The organism is Streptomyces sp. NPDC034103, assembly GCF_055575395.1.
On the sequence record NZ_JBVISS010000018.1, the window covers coordinates 49,508 to 70,633 of the forward strand.

The 21,126-nt window shown below is 72.0% G+C and carries 22 protein-coding genes; 13 read left to right on the forward strand and 9 right to left on the reverse strand.

Annotation, left to right across the window (positions count from 1 at the left end; all coding sequences use genetic code 11):
* From ACZ56U_RS33830 to ACZ56U_RS33845, 4 genes are all read left to right on the forward strand, one after another.
* The gene (locus tag ACZ56U_RS33830; RefSeq protein ID WP_469087741.1) at positions 1-897 is read left to right on the forward strand and encodes a DMT family transporter; all 897 of its coding nucleotides are present in this window, start codon (positions 1-3) and stop codon (positions 895-897) included.
* A gap of 91 nt (positions 898-988) precedes the next feature.
* Entirely contained in the window at positions 989-1,504 is a 516-nt protein-coding gene (locus ACZ56U_RS33835) for an NUDIX domain-containing protein (protein ID WP_469087742.1), read from the forward strand.
* Positions 1,505-1,556: 52 nt separating this feature from the next.
* On the forward strand, positions 1,557-1,949 hold the full coding sequence (locus ACZ56U_RS33840) for a YidH family protein (RefSeq protein WP_469087743.1): 393 nt from the start codon (positions 1,557-1,559) through the stop codon (positions 1,947-1,949).
* Positions 1,946-2,281: a DUF202 domain-containing protein gene (locus ACZ56U_RS33845; RefSeq protein ID WP_469087744.1), complete on the forward strand. Its 336-nt coding sequence runs from the start codon at positions 1,946-1,948 to the stop codon at positions 2,279-2,281. The genes ACZ56U_RS33840 and ACZ56U_RS33845 overlap by 4 nt, the downstream gene beginning before the upstream one ends.
* 125 nt (positions 2,282-2,406) lie before the next feature.
* Here ACZ56U_RS33845 and ACZ56U_RS33850 read toward each other — a convergent pair whose 3' ends face one another.
* On the reverse strand, positions 2,407-3,381 hold the full coding sequence (locus tag ACZ56U_RS33850) for an NADP-dependent oxidoreductase (RefSeq protein ID WP_469087745.1): 975 nt from the start codon (positions 3,379-3,381) through the stop codon (positions 2,407-2,409).
* A 111-nt stretch (positions 3,382-3,492) separates the two neighbouring features.
* Between ACZ56U_RS33850 and ACZ56U_RS33855 the strand changes: the two genes are divergently transcribed.
* The 3 genes from ACZ56U_RS33855 to ACZ56U_RS33865 all read left to right on the forward strand — a co-directional run bounded on the left by ACZ56U_RS33855 (position 3,493) and on the right by ACZ56U_RS33865 (position 6,217).
* On the forward strand, positions 3,493-3,789 hold the full coding sequence (locus ACZ56U_RS33855) for a hypothetical protein (RefSeq protein ID WP_469087746.1): 297 nt from the start codon (positions 3,493-3,495) through the stop codon (positions 3,787-3,789).
* Positions 3,790-3,949: 160 nt separating this feature from the next.
* The gene (locus ACZ56U_RS33860) at positions 3,950-4,996 is read left to right on the forward strand and encodes a phosphotransferase family protein (RefSeq protein ID WP_469087747.1); all 1,047 of its coding nucleotides are present in this window, start codon (positions 3,950-3,952) and stop codon (positions 4,994-4,996) included.
* Positions 4,997-5,002: 6 nt separating this feature from the next.
* Positions 5,003-6,217, forward strand: a complete 1,215-nt coding sequence (locus ACZ56U_RS33865; protein WP_469087748.1) for an acyl-CoA dehydrogenase family protein — start codon at positions 5,003-5,005, stop codon at positions 6,215-6,217.
* Between the two features lie 59 nt (positions 6,218-6,276).
* Here the strand turns inward: ACZ56U_RS33865 and ACZ56U_RS33870 are convergent, their stop codons facing one another.
* The 3 genes from ACZ56U_RS33870 to ACZ56U_RS33880 are packed head-to-tail and all read right to left on the reverse strand — an operon-like array spanning position 6,277 to position 9,347.
* Positions 6,277-6,870: a TetR/AcrR family transcriptional regulator gene (locus ACZ56U_RS33870; RefSeq protein ID WP_391240364.1), complete on the reverse strand. Its 594-nt coding sequence runs from the start codon at positions 6,868-6,870 to the stop codon at positions 6,277-6,279.
* 42 nt (positions 6,871-6,912) lie between these two features.
* The gene (locus tag ACZ56U_RS33875) at positions 6,913-8,580 is read right to left on the reverse strand and encodes a class I adenylate-forming enzyme family protein (protein ID WP_469087749.1); all 1,668 of its coding nucleotides are present in this window, start codon (positions 8,578-8,580) and stop codon (positions 6,913-6,915) included.
* Positions 8,577-9,347: an SDR family oxidoreductase gene (locus ACZ56U_RS33880; RefSeq protein ID WP_469087750.1), complete on the reverse strand. Its 771-nt coding sequence runs from the start codon at positions 9,345-9,347 to the stop codon at positions 8,577-8,579. The genes ACZ56U_RS33875 and ACZ56U_RS33880 overlap by 4 nt, the downstream gene beginning before the upstream one ends.
* Before the next feature lie 224 nt (positions 9,348-9,571).
* Here ACZ56U_RS33880 and ACZ56U_RS33885 point away from each other — a divergent pair, with 224 nt between their 5' ends.
* Together ACZ56U_RS33885 and ACZ56U_RS33890 are read left to right on the forward strand one after the other, a co-directional pair.
* Positions 9,572-10,810, forward strand: coding sequence for an exo-beta-N-acetylmuramidase NamZ family protein (locus tag ACZ56U_RS33885; RefSeq protein ID WP_469087751.1), 1,239 nt, complete (start codon positions 9,572-9,574; stop codon positions 10,808-10,810).
* Between the two features lie 96 nt (positions 10,811-10,906).
* A complete protein-coding gene (locus ACZ56U_RS33890) occupies positions 10,907-12,223 on the forward strand; it encodes a serine-threonine protein kinase (protein WP_469087752.1) in 1,317 nt (438 codons plus the stop codon).
* An 18-nt stretch (positions 12,224-12,241) separates the two neighbouring features.
* Here the strand turns inward: ACZ56U_RS33890 and ACZ56U_RS33895 are convergent, their stop codons facing one another.
* Positions 12,242-15,025, reverse strand: a complete 2,784-nt coding sequence (locus tag ACZ56U_RS33895; protein ID WP_469087753.1) for a penicillin acylase family protein — start codon at positions 15,023-15,025, stop codon at positions 12,242-12,244.
* 223 nt (positions 15,026-15,248) lie between these two features.
* Between ACZ56U_RS33895 and ACZ56U_RS33900 the strand changes: the two genes are divergently transcribed.
* Together ACZ56U_RS33900 and ACZ56U_RS33905 are read left to right on the forward strand one after the other, a co-directional pair.
* Positions 15,249-15,851 carry a hypothetical protein gene (locus ACZ56U_RS33900; protein ID WP_469087754.1) on the forward strand — a complete coding sequence of 201 codons (603 nt, stop codon included), beginning with the start codon at positions 15,249-15,251 and terminating at the stop codon, positions 15,849-15,851.
* 213 nt (positions 15,852-16,064) lie between these two features.
* Entirely contained in the window at positions 16,065-16,796 is a 732-nt protein-coding gene (locus ACZ56U_RS33905; RefSeq protein ID WP_469087755.1) for a 3-keto-5-aminohexanoate cleavage protein, read from the forward strand.
* Between the two features lie 212 nt (positions 16,797-17,008).
* On the opposite strand, the gene soxR is transcribed toward ACZ56U_RS33905, so the two are convergent.
* Positions 17,009-17,509, reverse strand: coding sequence for a redox-sensitive transcriptional activator SoxR (gene soxR, locus ACZ56U_RS33910; RefSeq protein WP_469087756.1), 501 nt, complete (start codon positions 17,507-17,509; stop codon positions 17,009-17,011).
* A 99-nt stretch (positions 17,510-17,608) separates the two neighbouring features.
* Between soxR and ACZ56U_RS33915 the strand changes: the two genes are divergently transcribed.
* Complete coding sequence (locus tag ACZ56U_RS33915; RefSeq protein WP_469087757.1) at positions 17,609-18,070, forward strand: MaoC family dehydratase; 462 nt, start codon at positions 17,609-17,611, stop codon at positions 18,068-18,070.
* Between the two features lie 116 nt (positions 18,071-18,186).
* Here ACZ56U_RS33915 and ACZ56U_RS33920 read toward each other — a convergent pair whose 3' ends face one another.
* The 3 genes from ACZ56U_RS33920 to ACZ56U_RS33930 form a co-directional block, all read right to left on the reverse strand.
* Complete coding sequence (locus tag ACZ56U_RS33920; protein WP_469087758.1) at positions 18,187-18,813, reverse strand: TetR/AcrR family transcriptional regulator; 627 nt, start codon at positions 18,811-18,813, stop codon at positions 18,187-18,189.
* 70 nt (positions 18,814-18,883) lie between these two features.
* A complete protein-coding gene (locus ACZ56U_RS33925; protein ID WP_469087759.1) occupies positions 18,884-19,129 on the reverse strand; it encodes a YiaA/YiaB family inner membrane protein in 246 nt (81 codons plus the stop codon).
* Between the two features lie 86 nt (positions 19,130-19,215).
* Positions 19,216-20,367 (reverse strand): acyl-CoA dehydrogenase family protein, encoded by a 1,152-nt coding sequence (locus ACZ56U_RS33930; RefSeq protein ID WP_469087858.1) that lies wholly within the window; start codon positions 20,365-20,367, stop codon positions 19,216-19,218.
* Between the two features lie 93 nt (positions 20,368-20,460).
* Between ACZ56U_RS33930 and ACZ56U_RS33935 the strand changes: the two genes are divergently transcribed.
* Positions 20,461-21,102, forward strand: a complete 642-nt coding sequence (locus tag ACZ56U_RS33935) for a TetR/AcrR family transcriptional regulator (protein WP_391240402.1) — start codon at positions 20,461-20,463, stop codon at positions 21,100-21,102.
* The last annotated feature ends 24 nt before the right edge of the window (positions 21,103-21,126 follow it).

A 21,126-nucleotide genomic window follows, 5' to 3' on the forward strand; every position in this document is an offset into this window, starting at 1 on the left:
GTGTCGGTTCTTGTCCTGGTTCTCGCCGTGAGCGCCGCCTGCTGTCTGGGCCTCGGTTTCGTCCTCCAGCAGGACGCGGCCCAGCGGGCACCCCTGAACGACTTCCTCTCGCCCCGGCTGCTGCTGGACCTGATGAGGATGCCGCGCTGGCTGGGCGGTATCGCGCTGATGGTGGTCGGCATGGCGCTGGGCGCGATCGCGCTGGGACAGGGCGAGATCTCCCTGGTGGAGCCCCTGCTGGCGACGAACCTGCTGTTCGCGATGGCCCTCTCCCGCCACCAGAGCAAGCAGCCGCTGGGCCGCCAGGGCTGGGCGGGCCTGCTGCTGCTCGCGGGCGGGGTGACGGCGTTCATCGTCGCGGGCGAGCCGCGCGGCGGCACGGCGGTCACCGACCCCCTGCGGCACTGGCTGATCATCGGCGCGATGATCGGCCTCGCGCTGCTGCTGACGACGTACGCCAAGCGCTCCCGCCTCGTCGCGGGCCCGGCCCTGCTCGCCGTCGCCGCCGGCCTGCTCTACGGCGTCCAGGACGCCCTGACGCGGGTGAGCGGCCAGCGCTTCTCCGCCGGCGGCCTGGTGGAGCTGCTCACCGGCTGGCAGCCCTACGCCGTGCTGGCCCTCGGCGTCACCGGCCTGGTCCTGGTCCAGAGCGCCTTCGAGACGGCCTCCCTGCGCATGTCCCTCCCGGCCCTCACCGCCGCCCAGCCCCTGGCCGGCATCATCTGCGGCGTGGGTTTCCTCGGCGACCGCCTCCGCACCGACACGGGCGCCCTGGCCTGGGAGGCGGCCGGCCTCGCCGCGGTCGTGGCGGGCATCGTGCTGCTGGGCCTCCACCCGGCGATGCCCTGCGGGACATCCGAGCGGACCACACGACCCCGGGATCTCCAGCCGCACTGAGGCCGCGCCGGGCCGCCGGGGCCGGACCCGAGGCACAGGCGTCGCGGGTGGGGCGACCGGTCTCGTCGAAAGGCCTGCTTGGATGAGGGGCATGAGTTCTGCTGACGAGATTCTCGACATCGTCGACGAGGACGACCGAGTCGTCGGGCAGTCGCCGCGGGGTGAGGCGTACGCCAAGGGGCTGCGGCACCGGTGTGTGTTCATCCAGGCGCGGGACCGCGCGGGGCGGCTCTTCGTGCACCGGCGGACCGCGACCAAGCTGGTCTTCCCGTCCCTGTACGACATGTGGGTCGGCGGTGTCGTCGGCGCGGGCGAGTCCTACGAGGAGGCGGCTCTGCGGGAGGCCGAGGAGGAGCTGGGGGTGTCCGGGCTGCCCGCTCCCGAGTTCCTCTTCAAGTTCCTGTACGACGACGGGGCCGGGCAGACCTGGTGGTCGTCGGTGTACGAGGTCCGGTGCGAGCTGCCGGTGAACCCCCAGGTCGAGGAGGTCGCCTGGTACGACTTCCTGCCGGAGGAGGAGGTGGAGCGGCGGCTCGGCGAGTGGCAGTGGGTGCCGGACGGACGGGACGCGTACGAACGGCTCCGCGCCCACCGGGCGGCGGGCTGACACGTCTCCCCCTCGACCAGGGCGGATGCCTGCACCCCGGTAGGGTCGGGACGTGATCGGCTTCGTGCGCAACGTCCGGCTGTGGTTCGCCCCCGAGCAGGTCCGGGAGGAGGGCACCACGCCCGACTACCGGTTCTCGCTCGCCAACGAGCGCACGTTTCTGGCCTGGTTGCGGACCGCCCTCGCGCTCATCGGCGGCGGGTTCGCCGTGGACCAGTTCCTGCCGGATCTGCGCTGGGGCTGGCGGGTGGGGCTGGCGCTCGCGCTGCTCGCCGCCGGGGTGCTGTGCTCGTTGCGCGCGGTGAACCACTGGATGCGGTGCGAGCGGGCGATGCGGCGGGGCGAGGATCTGCCCGTCTCCCGGTTCCCGGCGCTGCTGGGTGTCGTCGTGGCCGTCGTCGCCGTCGCGATGGTGCTGGTCGTGCTCGTCGGGTGGGAGGGGTGAGCGCGACGCGGTCTGTCGGCACCGCCGAGGAACGCGATCCCGGGCTCCAGCCCGAACGCACCCGTCTCGCCTGGCGGCGCACCACCCTGTCCGGCACCGTCTGCGCCGTGCTCGCCGCGAAGACCGCGCTGCACGGGGGTCCGTCCGCCGCCGGTGTCGTCGCCTGTGCGCTGGCCGGCGTCCTGTGGCTGGGCCTCCTGCTCGTCGCGCACCGCCGCATCCGCGCCCTCGCGGCCCCCGGGGTCCCTTCCGCGCTCACCCCGCGCCATGCCAGCGCGGCCACCCTGTGCACCGTCGCCATGGCGCTCTGCGGAGCCGCGCTGGTGTTCTAGGGCGGGCGCAGGCAGCTCGCCCCGGCACGCCCCCCCCCAGCGCTTCCGGTCGGCACACCGGGAGCCCTGAGGGGGCGGCGCACCGGACGCCGCTCCTTGATGGGCACGAGGCGCCCGCCGCGGCACTAGGCCCGGTCGTCGCCTTCCCGCTCCTCCGGCCGCCGCTCCGGCTCCGGGTCCACCGTCACCACGATCTTCCCCCGGGTCCGCCCCTCCTGGCTCAGCCGCTGTGCCTCCGCCGCCCGCTCCAGCGGGAAGGTCTGTGACACGTGCACCGACACCACGCCCTGTTCGGCCAGCGCGGACAGGCGCCGGAGGTCCTCGGCGTCCGGGCGCACCCAGACGTAGCGGCCGCCGTAGGTGACGACGTTCCCGTCCGCGATGGAGACCAGGCGGCCCTCGGGGGCCAGGAGGTTCGCCGAGGTGGTCAGGGTCTCGCCACCGATGGTGTCGAACGCCGCGTCGACGCCCTCGGGGGCCAGCCCGCGCACCCGTTCGGCCAGACCCTCGCCGTACGCGACGGGCTCGCCGCCGAGGCTCCGTACGAAGTCGTGGTTGCCCGGGCTCGCCGTACCGATGACCCGGGCGCCGAAGTGGTGGGCGAGCTGTACGGCGAGGGAGCCCACGCCGCCCGCCGCCGCGTGCACCAGGACCGTCTCGCCGCGCTTGACCTGGAGGGCCTTGACCAGCACCTGGTAGGCGGTGAGTCCGGCCAGCGGCAGCCCCGCCGCCTCCTCGAAGGAGAGGTTGCGGGGCTTGCGGGCGAGGGTGCGGACGGGGGCGGCCACGTACTCGGCGAAGGTGCCCCGGGAGAGGAAGTCCTCGCGGACATAGCCGATGACCTCGTCGCCGATCGCGAACTCCGGGACGGAGACGCCGAGTCGGACGACGACACCGCTGACGTCCCAGCCGGGGACCACCGGGAAGACGGGGTCCAGGATCTGCTCCAGGTGCCCCTCCCGGGCGTGCCAGTCGACCGGGTTGACCGCCGCCGCCCGGACCTTGACCAGTACCCCGTCGACCCCGACCGTGGGGTCGCGCAGATCCCCGTATGCGAGGACCTCGGGTCCGCCGTAGCGTGAGTAGCTGATGCCCTTCATGGCTTCGACCCTCCGGGGTAACGGGACGCCACGCAAGCGGGATGCCCCGATACGCGGCGTTCGCGTGGCAGCCTGTCCGACGGCATCGGCACATCTGCGAAGGCGAGCACCATGAGCACCCTCCACCAGGAACACGCCTCCCACTCCCACGCCCACGGACCCGACTGCGGGCACACCGAGGTACCGCACGGGGACCACGTCGACTACGCGCACGGCGGGCATCTGCACCGGGAGCACGGCGGCCACTGGGACGAGTGCGAGCCGGGCGGGCACGTCACCCACGACGGCCACGACCACGCGCACGGCGACTCCTGCGGACACGAGAGCGTGCTGCACGGGGACCACGTGGACTATCTGCACGACGGCCACCGGCACGCCCGGCACGAGGAGCACTGGGACGACCACTGACCACGTGACCGAAAAGACGTCACCGCAGCTCCCCGTCGCACCGGACGGGGAGCTGTCGGCCTATCGTGGCTCAGATCACGTTCGCTCCACGCACTGGACGGCATACCGACCGGTCGGCATCATGTTTCGGGTACCGTTCACCTGCCCGTAGGAGCGACGCATGAGCCCCGACCATCCGCCCGGACTGGATCTCGACAGGCTGCGCGGCCTGCTCGACCGCGAGCGGCCCGGTCTGGTCCACGGCCCCCTGACCGGCCGGCTGATCGAGGGCGGACGGTCGAACCTCACGTACACGGTGTCCGACGGCACCACGCGGTGGGTCGTACGCCGTCCCCCGCTGGGCCACGTCCTGGCCACGGCGCACGACATGAAGCGCGAGCACCGGGTGATCAGCGCGCTGCACCCGACGGACGTACCGGTCCCCAAACCGCTGCTGCTGTGCGAGTCCGAGGAGGACACGGCGGGCATCGGAGCACCGTTCTACGTCATGGAGTTCGTCGAGGGCACCCCGTACCGCACCGCCGACCAGCTGCTCCCGCTCGGCCCGGAGCGCACCCGGGCCGCGGTGCTGTCCCTGGTGGACACGCTCGTCGAACTGCACGCGGTGGACCCCGCCGAGGTGGGCCTCGCCGACTTCGGCCGCCCCGAGGGCTTCCTGGACCGCCAGCTGCGCCGCTGGGGCAAGCAGCTGGACTCCTCCCGCAACCGCGAACTGGCCGGCATCGACGAGCTGCACGCGACGCTGGGGCGCCGGTTGCCCACCTCCCCCACCGCGACCGTGATCCACGGTGACTACCGGCTCGACAACGTGCTCATCGGGCCCGACCCGGACACCGGTGCCGACCGGATCAACGCGATCCTCGACTGGGAGATGTCGACGCTCGGCGACCCGCTCACCGACCTCGGCCTGCTGGTCATGTACAGCATGCCGCTGGACCTGCCCGACTCCCCCGTCTCCACGACCGCCACGGCGCCGGGCCATCCCGACCCGGCCGAGCTGGTCGAGCGGTACGCGGCCCGTTCGGGGCGCGACGTCTCGACGGTCTCCTGGTACACGGCGTTCGCGTGGTTCAAGCTCGCCGTGATCCTGGAGGGCATCCACTACCGCTACACCCTGGGCCAGACGGTCGGCGCCGGCTTCGACCGCATCGGCGACCTCGTCCCCGTCTTCATCTCGCACGGCCTGACCACCCTTCAGGAAGGCTGACCCGCCATGGACTTCGCGTTCGACGCGCGCACCGAGGAACTCCGCGCCAAGCTGCTCGCCTTCATGGACGAGCACGTCTATCCCGCCGAGGCCGTCGCCGAGGAGCAGCGTGCCCGGCTGGCGTCGCCGTGGGACACGCCGGCCGTGGTGGAGGAGTTGAAGGCCGAGGCCCGCAGGCAGGGGCTGTGGAACCTCTTCCTGCCGGACCCCGCGTACGGGGCCGGGCTGACCAACCTCCAGTACGCGCCGCTGGCCGAGATCACCGGCCGTTCCCCGCAGCTCGCGCCCACCGCGCTGAACTGCGCGGCACCGGACACCGGCAACATGGAGGTGCTCACCCAGTTCGGGGACGAGCAGCAGAAGAAGCAGTGGCTGGAGCCGCTCCTCGCCGGTGAGATCCGCTCGGCGTTCGCGATGACCGAGCCGGAGGTGGCCTCCTCGGACGCCACGAACATCACCACGTACATCGAGCGTGACGGCGACGAGTACGTCATCACCGGCCGCAAGTGGTACATCTCCGGGGCGATGAACCCGGACTGCAAGATCTTCATCGTGATGGGCAAGACGGACCCGGACGGCGACGACATCCGCCGTCAGCAGTCCATGGTGCTGGTCCCCCGTGACACCCCCGGCGTCACGGTCAAGCGGGCGATGCAGGTTTTCGGGTACGAGGACCACTCCCACGGCGGCCACGCCGAGGTGATCTTCGACCACGCGCGCGTGCCGGTGTCGAACCTGATCGGCGAGGAGGGCGGCGGGTTCGCCATCGCCCAGGCGCGCCTCGGGCCGGGCCGGATCCACCACTGCATGCGGCTGATCGGGATGGCCGAGCGGGCGATCGAGCTGATGTGCCGGCGGGCGGTGTCGCGTGCGGCCTTCGGCAAGGCGCTGGCCCAGCAGGGCGTGGTGCACAACTGGATCGCCGACGCGCGCGTGACGGTGGAGCAACTGCGGCTGCTGGTGCTGAAGACGGCCTGGCTGATGGACACCGTCGGCAACCGGGGCGCCCACACCGAGATCCAGTCCATCAAGATCGCCACGCCGCGCGCCGTCGTCGACATCATCGACCGGGCGATCCAGCTGCACGGCGCGGGCGGGGTCAGCCAGGACTTCCCGCTGGCGGAGCTGTACGCCGGGGCGCGGACGCTGATGATCGCCGACGGTCCGGACGAGGTGCACCAGCGGTCGCTGGCGCGCCGGGAGCTGAAGAAGTACCTGTGAGTTGAGCGCCAAGGGGCGGTCGCCTTGAGCGACCGCCCCGTGCGCACGTCCTGGCGCTGCTACGGGCGCAGGGCTCTCAGCAGCAGGTCGGCCAGGTGGTCGGCGACCTCCTGGGGGCTCATCGGGCCGTCGGGGCGGTACCAGGTGGACAGGTGGTGGACGGAACCGAAGTGGTAGTCCACCACCAGGTCGGCGGGCGTCGCCGTGGAGAAGACGCCCGCCTGCTGGCCTTCCTCGACCAGCGCGCGGAAGCGCTCGTGGTAGTGCCGGCGGGCGGCGCGCACCTGCTTGTTCTTCTCCGGGCTCAGGTGGTGCATGGAGCGGAAGAAGATCGACGCGTCGTCGAGGTTCTCGATCGTCGTGACGACGACGTCCGCGGCGGCGCCCCGCAGCCGCTTCTCGATGGGCTCGTCCGCGTCGGCGAAGGAGTCGAGGCGCTCCTGCTGGACGCGCAGCACGCGCGCGTACACCTCGTGCAGGAGGTCGTCCTTGGAACCGAAGTAGTGGTACAGCGCCCCCTTGGTGACGCCGGCCGCCTCGACGATCTCCTGCACGGAGGTGCGGTCGTAGCCCTGCTCCGCGAAGAGCCGGGTGGCGGCGGCCAGCAGCCGCTGCGGAACGGGCGTGCCGTCCCCGTCGGTCGTCCTGGGCACTGTGCCGCCTCCTGCCTTTCCGTTCATACCGCTCGTTGTGCGCTACTGCTCGTCCTGCCTGCGAGAACGCAGTTCCCGCCGGAGGATCTTCCCACTCGCCGTCTTCGGCAGGTCGGGCAGGATCTCCACCTGCCTGGGGTACTTGTAGGCGGCCAGTCTCTCCTTGCAGTACACCGCGAGTTCATCCGGGTCGGTGTCGGCGCCCGGGCGCAGGCTGATGTAGGCCTTCACGGTCTCCCCGCGGTACCCGTCGGGCACCCCGACGACGGCCGCCTCGCGTACCGCCAGGTGGGTGTACAGCACGTCCTCGACCTCGCGGGGCCACACCTTGAAGCCGGACGCGTTGATCATGTCCTTCTTGCGGTCCACGACGTACAGCCAGCCCTGGGCGTCCATGAAGCCGATGTCGCCGGTGCGCAGCTCGCCGTCCGGGAAGGTCTCGGCGGTGGCGTCCGGGCGGCGCCAGTAGCCGGGCACGACCTGCGGTCCGCGCACCACGATCTCGCCCTGCTCCCCGAAGGGCACCTCGGCGCCCTGGTCGTCGACGATCCGCACGACCGTCTCCGGGCCCGGCAGTCCCACGGCGAGCGTCCCGGAGGCCGGGTCGACGGGCGCCTCCAGATGGGGTGGCACGGAGGCGCACGGAGCGGTGCACTCGGTCAGGCCGTAGCCGTTGCGGATGTACGGCCCGAACCCGGCACGGAACTTCTCCACCAGGGCGGGCGGCAGGGGGGCGCCGCCGGAGGAGATGGTGACGAAGGAGGAGAAGTGGTCCGGGGTGACGTCCGGGTGGGCGGCCAGCGCCATGAAGGCGGTGGAGGGGCCGACCGTGTAGTGCGGCCGGTGCTCGGCGAACGCCTCCAGGACGACCCCGGTCTCGAAGCGGTACGTCAGCACCAGGGTGCCCGCGCTGTTGAGGCACGCGCCGAGCTGGCAGACCATCCCGGTGATGTGGAACAGCGGCGCCAGCGCGTAGTAGACGGGCCCCTCGGGCAGGGCCAGCCCGGTGCGCTGCCGCTCGGCGTTGTACATGATGTTGCCGTGCGTGTTGGTGGCGCCCTTGGGGGTGCCGCTGGTGCCCGAGGTGTAGCTGATCAGCGCGATGTCGGACGGTGCCGGGTCGCGGCCCTCAGGCGCGGGGTGGTCCGCGCGGGCCACCGCGGCCAGGTCGTCGGCGTCGGCGGCCCGCGGCAGCCGCTCGAAGGTCAGCACGCGCGCGTCGTCGCGGGTCTGGAAGTCCAGCTCGCAGCCGGTGAGCACGATCCGCACCGGCGAGCCGGCGGCCGTCTCGCGCAGGTACGACTCCCAGGCCCGGTCGGAGCAGATCAGCGCGGCCACCTCGCCGTCCCGCAGGACGTGGCCGACCTCCCCGGACTTGTACATGGGGTTGACGGGCACCACGACCGCGCCCGCCTTCCACGCGCCCAGCAGGGCGAGCACGAAGTGCGGGGAGTTCTGCAACAGGATCGCCACCCGGTCGCCGCGCTCCAGACCGCGCGCGGCGAGGTGCCCGGCGACGGAGTCGCTCAGCGCGTCGACCTCGCGGTAGGTGAGGCGGCCGTCGAAGTAGGCGAGGAAGGGGCGGTCCGGGGCCTCGGCGGCGGACCGTCGCAGGGCGTGGACCAGGGAGTCGGCGGGGTCGATCGGGGCGCGCTGGGCGTCGTCGAGCAGCGCCACCCAGGGCTTGCCCGCGTAACGGGACTCGGTCACCGCGTCTCCTCCCACTTGCGCTGAAGGTGGTTCATGTTGCCGAGCCAGCGGTCCGGTTCGGCTGCCCGGGCCCGGTAGTACCCGGCGACCTCGGGGTGCGGCAGTATCAGGAACCGGTCCTCGGCGATGCCCTGGAAGAGAGCCTCCGCGACGTCGTCCGGTTCCACGGCCGTCGGCTTGAGCACCAGGTCACCGGCGCTGCCGGTCGCGTCCAGCATGTCCGTGCGCACGCCCTGCGGACAGATGGCGTGCACCTTGACCCCGCGGTGCCGGTAGGTCAGCGACAGGTACTCGGCGAAGGCGTACGCCCCGTGCTTGGTGACGCTGTAGGGCGCGGCGCCGATCATGGTCAGCAGCCCGGCCGCGGAGACGGTGGACACGAACCGTCCGCTCCCCCGCTCCAGCCAGCCGGGCAGCAGCGCGTGGGCGGCCCGCACGTGGGCCATCACGTTGACGTCCCAGGACGTGGCCCAGCCCGTCTCGTCGAGCTGCTCGTCGAGTTCCCCGCCGAAGGCGACACCGGCGTTGGCGCAGTAGACGTCGACGGTGCCGCCGAGGGCGTCGCGGGCGTCGTCGACGACGGCGGAGGCGTCACCGGGCAGCGCGATCCCACCGATCTCCTCGGCGACGGTCGTGGCGCGGTCGCCGTCCAGGTCGTTCACGACCACCCGGGCCCCTTCGGCGGCGAACCGCCGGGCGAGGGCGGCACCGATGCCCCCTCCGGCCCCCGTGACGACGACACCAGCACCCTGAACGGCTTCCACCATCGGTCTCCTTCGACTGCGGCTCTGCGAAGACGGCCAGACTAACCAGTCGGTATGTAGGAAAGGAAGGGTAGGACGCCCGCCCCCGGGGCCGCGTGACCGGGTCCGTGCGCGGCTGCACCGCGGGGCCGCGTGACCGGGTCCGTGTGCGGCTGCGCCGCGGGGTGCGACAGGCCGCGGGTCGCCCGCACCTTCCCCGCGACCCGCGGGAGCAATACCGTGCCCCCATGCGCCTCTCCAGACGAGCTCTCCTCGCGGCGACCACGGCAGCAACGACGGCGAGCGCACTCGCCGGCGCACCCCCGGCCTCCGCGGCCCCCCGCCTGCGCACCGGTTTCGAGAACCTCTCCGCGACCGGCTACGCCCCCTTGCGCGACCAGCGCGTCGGCATCGTCACCAACCCCACCGGCATCACCCGCGACGCCCGCCACATCGTCGACGTCATGCACGCCGACGACCGCGTGGACCTCATCGCCGTCTTCGGCCCCGAGCACGGCTTCCGCGGCACCGCCCAGGCCGGCGGCTCCGAGGGCCGCTACGACGACCCGGCGACCGGCCTGCCCGTCTACGACACCTACCTCAAGAGCGGCCAGGCGCTCGCGGACGTCTTCACCGCGTCCGGCGTCGACACGGTCGTCTTCGACATCCAGGACGTGGGCGCGCGCTTCTACACCTACATCTGGACGCTCTACGACTGCATGGAGGCGGCCCGGCTGGCGGGCAAGCGGTTCGTGGTGCTGGACCGGCCGAACCCGGTCACCGGACGCTCCGCCGAAGGGCCGGTACTGCACCGGGAGTTCGCCACCTTCGTGGGACGGCAGCCGATCTCACAGGCGCACGGCATGACCGTCGCGGAGCTGGCGCGCCTGTTCAACGGGGAGTTCCTGACCGCCCCCGTGTCCCTGGGCACCGTCCTCATGACCGGCTGGAGGCGTGCGCAGTTCTACGACGCATCCGGGCTGCCCTGGGTGCCGCCGAGCCCCAACATGCCCACCGCGGACACCGCGTTGGTGTACTCGGGGACCTGTCTCTTCGAGGGCACGAACCTGTCGGAGGGGCGGGGCACGACCCGCCCCTTCGAACTGCTCGGCGCCGAGGGGATCGACGGGCGCTGGGCCGCCGCCGCGAACGAACTCGGGCTGCCGGGCGTGCACTTCAGGGAGGCGTACTTCGCGCCCACGTTCTCCAAGTTCCAGGGCAGGACCGTCGGCGGGGTGCAGATCCATGTGCACGACCGGGCGACGTACGACCCGGTGCGCACCGGGATCGCCCTGCTGGTGACCGCGAAACGGGTGTGGAGCGGCTTCGCCTGGCGGCCCGACAACTGGATCGACAGGCTGACCGGGTCCACCCAGGTGCGTACCGCGATCGACGCGGGGGCCGACCCGGACGAGGTGGTCGCCGGCTGGCGGGCGGAGCTGGCCGCGTTCCGGGCGGTCCGGCGGAAGTATCTCGTCTATCGGTGAACCCGAAGTAGTTGAGCCGTTACGTATGGCCAACCCCGCCCCTTGGCAGGACGATGCGACCGCATCGCACCACTACGGGGGACAAGGGGGCCCGTCATGGCGGAACCGGCGATGAGCGTGAGGCCGTACTGGGAGCTGACGTTCGACGCGGACGGCGACCCGGAGGGCAGGCGGCAAGACCGGCTGCTGGCGGGTGTCGTGGAGCGCGGGGTGCGGGATCTGATCGTCTTCGCGCACGGCTGGAACAGCGACCGCTCCACCGCGACCCGCCTCTACAGCCGCTTCTTCGAGCCGATCCCCGAGCTCGCGCCGGACGCCCGTCTCGGGTTCGCCGGGGTGGTGTGGCCGTCGATGCGGTTCGCCGACGAGCCGGTCCCCGACGTCCCGCGGTCGGTCGCGGCCCAGTCCACGCGGCGGCCGGCGCTCGACAAGGACACCCGGCACGCCCTGCTGGAGACGTTCCCGGGCCGCACGACCGTGGTGGAGCAGATCACCCGGCTGCTGGACCAGCAGCCGCGCGAGGACACGGAGTTGGAGGAGTTCGGCCGGCTGGTGCGGATGCTGGTCGAGCTGGTGCCGCCGGGGCCGCAGGCGCTGTTCGGGGCGGACACGCTGGCGGAGGGCGTGCCGCAGAGCGAGCCGGACATGTTCTCCGGGCCGGTGGCGGAGGTGTGCGAGGACTTCGCGCGGGCGCTGGCGCACGTGGAGTCACCGGACGGGGCTGCGGGCTTCACGATCCCCGACCCCTGGGACGGCGCCCACGAACTGCTGCGGCAGGCGACCTACTACGCCATGAAGCGCCGCGCGGGGACCGTCGGGGAGCGGGGGCTCGGGCGGGTGATCGGGCAACTCGCCGCCGCGGCGCCCGGCGTGCGAGTGCATCTGATCGGGCACAGCTTCGGCGGGCGGCTGGTGTCGTTCGCGTTGCGCGGGCTGCCCGAGGGGGTGCGCACGGTGAAGTCCGTGACACTGCTCCAAGGCGCCTTCTCGCACTACGCGTTCGCGACCCGGCTGCCGCACGACCCGCGCGCGGGCGGGGTGTTGCAGGGTCAGCAGAACCGTGTCGACGGCCCCCTGGTGTGCTGCTTCTCCCGGCACGACTGCGCGCTCGGCACCCTGTACCCGCTGGCCTCCCGCATGGCGGGGGACGCGCGCGGGGTGGCCGGGGCGGACGTGGGCCGGGTGCTGGGCGCCAAGTGGGGTGCGATGGGCTTCGACGGGGTGCAGGCGGTCCCGGGCACGCGCGCGTGGACGCTCGCCGAGGCGCTGCGGACGCCGCTGCCCACCTCGGGGTGCGTGAACATCGACGCGTCCGAGGTGGTCAGGCGGGGTGGGGCGCCGGCCGGGGCGCACAGCGACATCGTGCACCGGGAGCTGGCGCGGGTGGTGCTGGCGGCGGGCCGTATCGGGTGACCCGCCGCCGCTGACGCGTCACCGGTGTGACGTGAACTCCACGACCTGCTGGTAGGTCGGCCGGTTCTGCCAGCTGATGTTGTAGTGCTTGATGCCGCCCAGGGTGCGCTGGACGATCGAGTCGGCGCACCACTGGTTGCCCGCCGCGCACAGGTCGTCACCGGGGTAGACCTGGGCCGCGGTCCTGCCGGCCGCCGTCCTCAGCGTGCTGATCAGGAGGTCCCGGCAGGCGCTGAGGCTGCCGCCACCGCAGTACTTCCGCGCCAGCGGGCCCCGCACGGTCTCCCCGAGCACCGCCCGGATGTCCTTGTCGACGTAGGACCACCAGCCGTACTGGAAGGAGCTGCCCGCGTGCGAGCCGGTCGGGCCGTGCGCGGCGGACGGGGCCTCGTCGACGGGCAGGTTGGTGGTGAGGGCGCTGTACAGCTCGGTGCCGAGGCCGGGTTCGAACTCGGCCTTCACCAGCAGCGGCCACCAGGCGTCCATGATCCGGATCGCGTCGGCGTCGGCGTACGCCTTGGAGCCCGCCGAGGTCTCGGTGCGCTTGCCGCCCGCCTTGAGCCAGGTCTGGAGCTTGCCCACGGCGGCCGCGGCCGTGGAGTCGGTGACCGTGCTGCTGTTGATCACCTTCAGCAGGTCCGGCAGCACGTCCTCGGCCCGCAGGTCGGCCAGGCCCGCGTCGGCCATGGCCTTCACCAGCGAGGCCCGGGTCACACCACCCGCCGCGACCAGCTTCCTGACCCGGTCCTCCAGCAGGTTGCCGCGGTGCACCGAGCCGTCGCCCCAGGGCGCGGTCGAGTAGTCGGCGGCCTGCTTGTTGTTCCAGGAGATGTAGTAGTCCTGGTCGATGGAGTGGGGGTGGGCGGAGGCGGGGGTGTACTCCGCGGCGTTCGTCGTCGGGTTCCAGCCCTTCCACTCGTACGCCGACCGCGCCCAGACCGGGAAGTCGGCGTCGACGCCGGTGGCACGCACCGGGTTGTCGCCGCTGTTGTAGTACGCGGTGTGCTCGGAGTCGGCGTAGAACCAGTTGAAGGTGTAGTTGATGTGCTGCACCGCGCTCTGGAACGTCTCCGGGCTCTTGACGTAGTCCGGGTCGTTCAGCATCTGGAAGCCGATGATCGAGTCAGCCTCGTGCAGGAACGACGAGCGCAGGGTGGTGTAGGCGACCTTCTTGCCGCCGACGGTAGCCCGGTACTCGACGGGGCCGTACGCGGTGCGCCAGACGCGCATCGTGTACGAGCCGGCGGCGGTGCCGTCGGCGGTGGTCGGGGTCCAGGAGTTCCTGTGCTCGACCTTCTCCATCGCCGTGCAGGTGCCGCGGTAGAGGTAGTGGTAGTCGTCCTGGCACAGCTCCACGGCGTAGGTGTCGATGATGTCCTGGCCGGAGGTGGTGGCGGACCACGCGTAGTCCTGGCCGCGGCCGAGTTCGACGTACATGCTCAGCCCCGCGAAGGAGGCGCCGCGCGCGCTCAGGCCGGGGCCCTGGATCTCCTGGAGCATGAGCAGCTGGGGTGCGAAGTAGCCGGTCTGCGGGCCGAAGACGGCGACCGGGTGGCCGCCGGCGGTGTGCTCGCCGCTGACGACGAGGGCGTTGGACATCCCGCGCCGGGCCGAGCCGAGGGCGGCCGCCGTCGCCGTCGCGGAGGCCGAGGAGGCGCTCTGGCCGGCGCCGGTGCCGGTGGCGTCGTAGATCAGGGGCTCGGTCCGCACCGAGCCGTCGTCCGGGAGCGCCCCGCCCTGCGGGTCGGCGGGCTTGGTGGCGTACGGGAAGCTCTTGTCGTGGACCGTGACGACCGCCTCGGGGTCGTTGCGCTCACGGAAGGACTCCCAGACGGCCGTGCCCTGGGCCACGCCGTACTTCTCCTGCGCGGCGAGCAGCGAGAGCGCGTTGTCGACCTCGCCGCCGCCCCCCGAGCCGAACAGCGCGCCGATCACGGAGGCGAGGGCGACCAGGTCGGTGGGTTTGAAGTGCTCGATGGTCCCGGCGTTGGTGACGGAGTCCTTGTGGCCGGTCAGGACGTACTCGCCGGGGAAGTAACGGCCGCTGTCGGATGCGTCGATGTAGGCGTTGATGCCGGCCACGTAGGCGTCGACGTCGGCGAGGGCCTGCCGGCCGCGGGCTCCGGCCTTGGCTGCCGCGCTGTCGATCTGGGCCTGGAGGTCGGCCTCGGTGTAGGGGGCGTTGCGCCAGAACTGCTGCTCCAGGCCCTGGTTCGAGGGGGCGCCGCCCGCGAAGGAGGTCAACTGGCCGCGTCCGACGTGGCGGAAGACGTCCATCAACCACAGGCGGTCCTGAGCCGCCGCATAGCCCGCTCCGTATTCAGTGCCGTATCTGGTGGTACCGGTGATGTGCGGAACGCCCGTCTTCTTGTCGCGGACGATCGTCACATCGCTGCGGCCACCGGGGTTGAGTGTGGAGGCGACTTGGTCGGAGGGGACGCCGAAGGAGGCGTCGTTGAAGAAGGTGTTGATCGTGGTGTTGGTGAGCGAGGGGTAGCCCTTGGCCAGGTTGGCGTAGGGACCGAGCTGGTCCTCGGCGTGCTCGGGCTGGGAGCCGAAGGCCTGGTTGAGGAGGATCTGGGCGAGGGTGGCGTTGCCGTTCTGGCCCGGCGGCAGGATGTCGGAGCACTGGCTGCCGCAGTGGTCGCTGGCGGCGGTGGCCTCGGGTGCGGCGGCCGCTTGGCCAAGAGGGGACAAAAGACCGGCGATCAGCGCGCATACCGATGCGGTCTTCAGGAACCCGGTGAGTCTGCCGGGAGTTCTCAGGCTGTCGAGTGCGGTGCGTGAGGTGCGCCGTGGCATGGCGGCTCCTACCGACGGGAGTGGGGTCTGGCGTTACCGGCGGTATCCCCGGGTTCGAAGATGAACATGCGTCAAGTTTTGGTAGCCGGTCCGGAGGCTGATGGGAGGCATCGGAAATCGGATGGAGCCGAATCGCGTGTCGATACGTCTATTCGGCGATGTCCGAAGCGACGACGCCGAAGTGACCGAAGTACAGGTGCAGGTGTGACGGAGGTGCAGGGCGATGGCCGGTTTCCGGAGTCTGGCGAGACAGGTGCGCGATCCGCGGTGCGATCTGGCGCTGCGACGCTACTCGCTGCGTAAGTGCCTTGAGCGATTCGCTCCCTACGGGCACAGGGCGACCTGGGACCATCTGTGCTCCCGGGCCGGGTTCGGTCCCGAGGACCGGTCCCCCGATCCGGCGCGGCTCGTGGCCGCGCTGGAGGAGTTGGAGGAGGCGCGCTCGGTCTGGCTGGCCTACGAGGTCGAGTTCGCCGAGCGGCGCAAGAAGGAGAAGCACGACGGGCTGCGCAGGCCGGGCAGTGTCGATGACTGGCACCGGCTGACCTGGGGCGGTTTCGGTGTCGCGTGGTGCGACAACCCGCGGCGCCACCCCCGGGAACCGCTGGCCGAGGTGCTGCGCAGGCTGATCTCCGCGTTGGAGCGCGAGCCGGGCTCGGAGTGCCCGGTGTGCGACGGGGAACAGCTGACCTGGACCTACGACCTGGCCCACGAGCCCTCCTCGGGCCCTGTCTGCACGGACTGCGGGATCCTGGTGCCCAGTCCGGTGCTGACGCCCGAGGCGCTGGCGGCCTCCCGACGGGGACGGCTGCTGGTGTCCGCCTGAGCAGCGCGACCGGGGGTGCGCCGGGGATGCCGCACCCCCATTTCGAACAGCCCGGCCGCACGGGCGGGTGAGCGACGGTCGCGTACCGGGGCCGGGGCGGGTGTCTGCCGGGCCCGCCGGATTGTCCACAGAAACCGCTCCCGCCGGGGGCGGTTGTCCACAGGAGCCGCTCTCACCGGGTCCGTTGTCGGTGGTGGCTGGCACCATCGAGACATGATGCAAGTGTGTCTCAACGGCTCCCGAGGGGCCTCCGCCGGCGCGGGCGTGCCGCTGTCGCCGCAGGACATGGCCGAGTCCGCGGCCGCGGCGGTGGCGGCCGGTGCCACGGACATCCATGTCCACCCCAAGTCGCCCTGCGGCGAGGACACGTTGTCCCCTCGCGTGCTGGCGGAGACTCTCCGGGCGATACGGGCCCGGGTCTCCGTGCCGGTCGGCGTGACCACGGGCGCGTGGGCGGAGCCGGATCCCGCGCGTCGGCTGGAGCGGGTGCGGGAGTGGACCGTGCTCCCCGACCACGCCTCCGTCAACTGGCACGAGGAGGGGGCCGAGGAACTGGCCGCCGCCCTGCTCGACCGGGGCGTGGGCGTGGAGGCCGGCCTGTGGTCCGGGACCGACGCGGTCGCCCGGTTCGCCGCGTCACCGCTCGCGCCCCGGGTGCTGCGGGTGCTGGCCGAGGTGACCGACACGTCCGCGGACACCGCCGAGAACACGGCGCGTGAGCTGCTGGCCGGGATCAGGGTCGCCGACCCCCGTCGCCCGGTCCTGCTGCACGGCGAGGACGGCGGGGCCTGGCCGGTGCTGCGCCTGGCCGGACGGCTGCGGCTGGACACCCGGGTGGGGCTGGAGGACACGCTGCTCCTCCCCGACGGTGAACCGGCGGTGTCCAACGCCCAGTTGGTGGCCGCGGCACTCGTGCAGTACGGGTGGGCCCAGCGCTCGTCGTAGGGCGGGGCGAGGGCCTCCGCGGGCGGGGCGAGGGCTTCCGTGAGCAGGATGAGGTCTTCCGCAGACAGGGCGAGGGCTTCCGCGCGGGTCGCCAACTTATGCTCGCCCTGGGCGTGAAGGCCCCGCGGTCTCGGCGGCTGGGCGTTCGGGCTGCCGCGGGGGCGTGTCCCGGGGGTGCCTCCGGGGCATGCCCGGGGTGCCTCCGGGGTGCGTCAGCCGCAGCGCCCGGCGTCCTCGCGCCGCGGTGACCTCGGGGTGCCCCGCTCCACCAACAGGCGGGACCCTGCCTGGCGTTGGCCGAAGGCGTCGTCCGGGTTGGACAGGACGCAGGTGTCCAGGGAGAGGCAGCCGCAGCCGATGCAGTCGGTCAGGTGGTCCCGCAGGCGGTTGAGCTGCTTGATGCGCTCGTCCAGTTCGGAACGCCAGGTCTCGGAGAGGCGGGCCCAGTCCTCCCGGGTGGGGGTGCGTTCCTCGGGGAGCTGGGCCAGGGCCTCCCGGATGGTGGCCAGCGGGATGCCGACACGTTGGGCGGCTCGGACGAAGGCCACGCGGCGCAGGGTGTCCCGGTGGTAGCGGCGCTGGTTGCCCGTGGTGCGGCGGCTGGTGATCAAGCCCTTGGACTCGTAGAAGTGCAGGGCGGAGACGGCCGCGCCACTGCGCGCGGAGAGCTGGCCGACCGTGAGCTCGTGGATCTTCTCAGGAATCTGGGGCACCCCTCGGACCCTACCTGGGAGGTCCGTTGACAGGGGGGTCGCCGACGACCATGCTAAGCAGTTGCTTAGACATGACGTTTGCGATGCGGGAGGCTGGACATGGCGGAGCCGAGGGTGTTCGCGGGGGCCGACGAACTGAAGGCCGCGGTGGGCGAGCAGCTGGGGTACACCGACTGGCTGGAGGTCGACCAGAAGCGGATCGACCTCTTCGCGGAGGCCACCGGCGACCACCAGTGGATTCACGTCGACCCCGAGAAGGCCGCCGCCGGACCCTTCGGGACCACCATCGCGCACGGGTACCTGACCCTGTCGCTGCTGCCCCTGTTCGGGCCGCAGCTGATCAAGGTCGAGAACGTCACGATGGGGGTCAACTACGGCACCAACAAGGTGCGGTTCCCCGCCCCGGTGCCGGTCGGGTCGCGCCTGCGGGCCACGGCCGTGATCACGGGGGTCGACGACGTGCCGGACGGCGTGCAGGTCACCGTCGCCTTCAGCGTGGAGCGCGAGGGCGGCGACAAGCCGGTGTGCGTCGCGGAGTCGGTGGCCCGGTACTACCTGTAGGGACCGTCGAGCGCGGGCGTGCGCCGGTGCACATGGTCGACCGGGCCCGGTACTACCTGTAGGGACCGTCGAGCACAGGAGTGCGCCGCCGCACGTGGTCGACGGGTCCCGGTGCGCTACCGGTCGACGCCCACCATCCGCAGCACGAGGTCGGCATAGAGCGCGCCGACCTCGTCGGGCGTCCAGGGGCCGTCGACGCTGAACCAGCGGGCCACGTCGATGCAGAGGGACAGCACGGCGAGGGTGGTGCCCTTGACGTCCAGGACGTCGAACTCGCCGGAGTTCACGCCGTCCTCGATGACGCCGCGCACCTCGGCGTCGCACTGGCGGCGCAGGGCGAGGATCTCGGCGCGGGCGTCCGGGCCGAGGGAGTCGAGTTCGTACTGGACGACCCGGGCGGTGGTGCGGCCGCCCGCGTGCCAGCGGACGAAGGAGCTGACCGCGTCCGCGAGGCGCTCGGTCGCCGTGCCCTCACGGCGGGCCGCCGTCCGCAGGATCTCCAGGGCCTTGGCGTGGCCGATCCTGCTGATGCGGTGGAGGAGCTCCTCCTTGGTCTTGTAGTGGATGTAGAGGGCCGCGGGACTCATGCCGGCACGCCCCGCGATGTCGCGGGTCGTGGTGGCGTGGTAGCCGCGCTCGGCGAAGGCCTCCACCGCGGCGACCAGCAGCCTCCGTGCCGCGTCGGGCGTGACCTCGCCCCACGCCGACGTCTCGCCGCCGGCCGTCTCCTCCGCCGTACTCATCGCTTGCCCCTCTCCACTGACAGAGGCACCACCATACCGCCGAGGGTGAGCGAGCGCTTAGCGTGGCCGCTCAGAGCTTTTCGAAGGGGCCGTACGCGCGGGTCTGCGCGTCCTGGCGGTCGCGGATGACCTTGGCGAGGGTGAAGGCGGAGGTGACCAGGTACAGGACGGCGATCGCCAGGAAGCCTCGCACCCAGGCGTCGGCGTGCAGCTTGAAGATGCCGATCGCGGTCGCGGCCATGGCGACGGCGAAGGAGGCGACCGCCTGGCCGTAGAAGGCGGCGGTGTTCTGGGGCTTGCCCGTGGTGTCACTCATGGGGTCGAGTCTCGGCGGGTCCGGCCCCCGCCACATCCGCCGAGGTACTCAGATGCCGTACTCAGAACGCGGGGCGGGCCGAGGACTCAGAAGGCGGAGACGCCGGTGAGGGCGCGGCCGATGAGCAGTTTCTGGATCTGGCTGGTGCCCTCGTAGAGGGTCATCACGCGGGCGTCCCGCAGGAGTTTGCCCGCCGGGTACTCGTCGATGTAGCCGTAGCCGCCGAAGACCTGAAGGGCGTTGTTGGCGGCCCGCACGGCGGCTTCGGAGGCGAACAGCTTGGCCTTGGAGGACTCGGTGGCGAAGGGCTCGCCCCGGTCGATCAGGTCGGCGACCCGCCAGGTGAGCAGGCGGGCCGCGTCCACGTCGACAGCGATGTCGCTGATCAGTTCCTGGACCAGTTGGTGATGGGCGATCGACCTGCCGAACTGCTCGCGCTCCCCCGCGTACCGCACCGCCACGTCCAGCGCGGCCTGGGCGATGCCCACGCAGCCCGCCGCCACCGACATCCGCCCCTTGGCCAGGGCCGACATCGCCACCGAGAAGCCCTTGCCCTCGGGGGCCAGCATCGCCGTCGCGGGGACGCGCACGTCCTGAAGGACCAGTTCCGCCGTCGCCTGGCCGCGCAGGCCGAGCTTGCCGTGGATCGCGCGGCGGGTCAGACCGGGGGTGTCGGTCGGGACGAGGAAGGCGGAGACCCCCTTGTGGCCGGGGGCGTCGGTGGAGCGGGCGAAGAGGAGGACCACGTCGGCCCAGGTGCCGTTGGTGATGAACATCTTGGTGCCGTTGATGACGTAGTCGTCGCCGTCGCGCACCGCCCGGGTGGTGAGATTGCCCGCGTCGGAGCCCGTGCCCGGCTCGGTGAGGCCGAAGCAGCCGACCTGCTCGCCGGAGGTGAGGCCGGGGAGCCACCGGCGCTTGTGCTCCTCGCTCCCCCAGGCCGCGATGGTCTTGGCGACCAGGCCGAGGGAGACCGACACGATGCCGCGGACCGAGGAGTCGCCCCGGCCGAGTTCCTCCGTGACCAGGCAGTACGCGAGGTGGTCGCCGCCCGAGCCGCCGTACTCCTCGTCGATCGTCAGGCCCAGGAAGCCGACCTCGCCGAGCTTCTTGACGATCCCCCGGTCCACCTCCTCGGCACGGTCCCAGGCGATGACGTGCGGGGCGATCTCGCGGGCCACGAAGTCCCGGGCGAGCTGCCGTACGGCCTCCTGCTCCGCACCGAGTTCCAGGTTCACCACGAGACCACCCCTTCGAAGGCCGCACATCCAGGAAAGCAGCGTTTTAAATTAGCACTGCTAGTTTCTGACCGCAGCCCTACTATGTGCGCCATGGCCCGACCGCGCAAGCCCCTCCTCAGCACCGACCGGATCGTCGAGACGGCACGCGCGCTCGTGGACGCGGAGGGCCTCGCGGCCGTCTCCACGCGCCGCCTCGCCGCGGAGCTGGGGGTCAGCGGGCCCTCGCTGTACAACCACTTCCGCACCAAGGACGAGATCCTGGAAGCGGTCGCCGACTCGGTCAGCGCGCAGGTCGACCTGTCGATGTTCGAGGACGGACGGGAGTGGCGGACCGCGCTGCACGACTGGGCGGTCTCCTACCGGGCCGCCCTGCGGGACCACCCGAACATCGTCCCGGTGCTCGCCCGGGGCCCGGGACGCCGGCCCGCCGGACTGCGGCTCGCGGACGCGGTCTACGGCGCGATGGTCGCCGCCGGCTGGCCCCCCGCCCAGGCCACCTCGATCGGCGCGCTGATGCGCTACTTCATCATGGGCTCCGCGCTCGGCTCCTTCGCCGGCGGTTTCGTCGACGACCAGAGCGCGTACGACCCGGCCGACTATCCCCACCTCGGGCAGGCCCATCTGCTGGCCGAGCAGCAGGAGAAGATCGACGAGCGCGCCTTCGAGACGGGCCTCACCGCGTTGCTGGACGGGCTGGTCCAGCAGTACGAGCGGGTCCGGCGCACGGCCTGACACGCTTCGGCGGGCGCCGAACCG

What these genes read in the sequence shown, in the direction of transcription:
- ACZ56U_RS33925 (WP_469087759.1), bottom strand. Translation starts at nt 19,129, where the DNA reads ATGAGTGACACCACGGGCAAGCCCCAGAACACCGCCGCCTTCTACGGC.
- ACZ56U_RS33860 (WP_469087747.1), top strand. Translation starts at nt 3,950, where the DNA reads ATGAGCCCCGACCATCCGCCCGGACTGGATCTCGACAGGCTGCGCGGC.
- ACZ56U_RS33895 (WP_469087753.1), bottom strand. Translation starts at nt 15,025, where the DNA reads ATGCCACGGCGCACCTCACGCACCGCACTCGACAGCCTGAGAACTCCC.
- ACZ56U_RS33890 (WP_469087752.1), top strand. Translation starts at nt 10,907, where the DNA reads ATGGCGGAACCGGCGATGAGCGTGAGGCCGTACTGGGAGCTGACGTTC.
- ACZ56U_RS33900 (WP_469087754.1), top strand. Translation starts at nt 15,249, where the DNA reads ATGGCCGGTTTCCGGAGTCTGGCGAGACAGGTGCGCGATCCGCGGTGC.
- ACZ56U_RS33865 (WP_469087748.1), top strand. Translation starts at nt 5,003, where the DNA reads ATGGACTTCGCGTTCGACGCGCGCACCGAGGAACTCCGCGCCAAGCTG.
- ACZ56U_RS33885 (WP_469087751.1), top strand. Translation starts at nt 9,572, where the DNA reads ATGCGCCTCTCCAGACGAGCTCTCCTCGCGGCGACCACGGCAGCAACG.
- ACZ56U_RS33935 (WP_391240402.1), top strand. Translation starts at nt 20,461, where the DNA reads ATGGCCCGACCGCGCAAGCCCCTCCTCAGCACCGACCGGATCGTCGAG.
- ACZ56U_RS33905 (WP_469087755.1), top strand. Translation starts at nt 16,065, where the DNA reads ATGATGCAAGTGTGTCTCAACGGCTCCCGAGGGGCCTCCGCCGGCGCG.
- ACZ56U_RS33855 (WP_469087746.1), top strand. Translation starts at nt 3,493, where the DNA reads ATGAGCACCCTCCACCAGGAACACGCCTCCCACTCCCACGCCCACGGA.
- ACZ56U_RS33880 (WP_469087750.1), bottom strand. Translation starts at nt 9,347, where the DNA reads ATGGTGGAAGCCGTTCAGGGTGCTGGTGTCGTCGTCACGGGGGCCGGA.
- ACZ56U_RS33915 (WP_469087757.1), top strand. Translation starts at nt 17,609, where the DNA reads ATGGCGGAGCCGAGGGTGTTCGCGGGGGCCGACGAACTGAAGGCCGCG.
- ACZ56U_RS33835 (WP_469087742.1), top strand. Translation starts at nt 989, where the DNA reads ATGAGTTCTGCTGACGAGATTCTCGACATCGTCGACGAGGACGACCGA.
- ACZ56U_RS33920 (WP_469087758.1), bottom strand. Translation starts at nt 18,813, where the DNA reads ATGAGTACGGCGGAGGAGACGGCCGGCGGCGAGACGTCGGCGTGGGGC.
- ACZ56U_RS33850 (WP_469087745.1), bottom strand. Translation starts at nt 3,381, where the DNA reads ATGAAGGGCATCAGCTACTCACGCTACGGCGGACCCGAGGTCCTCGCA.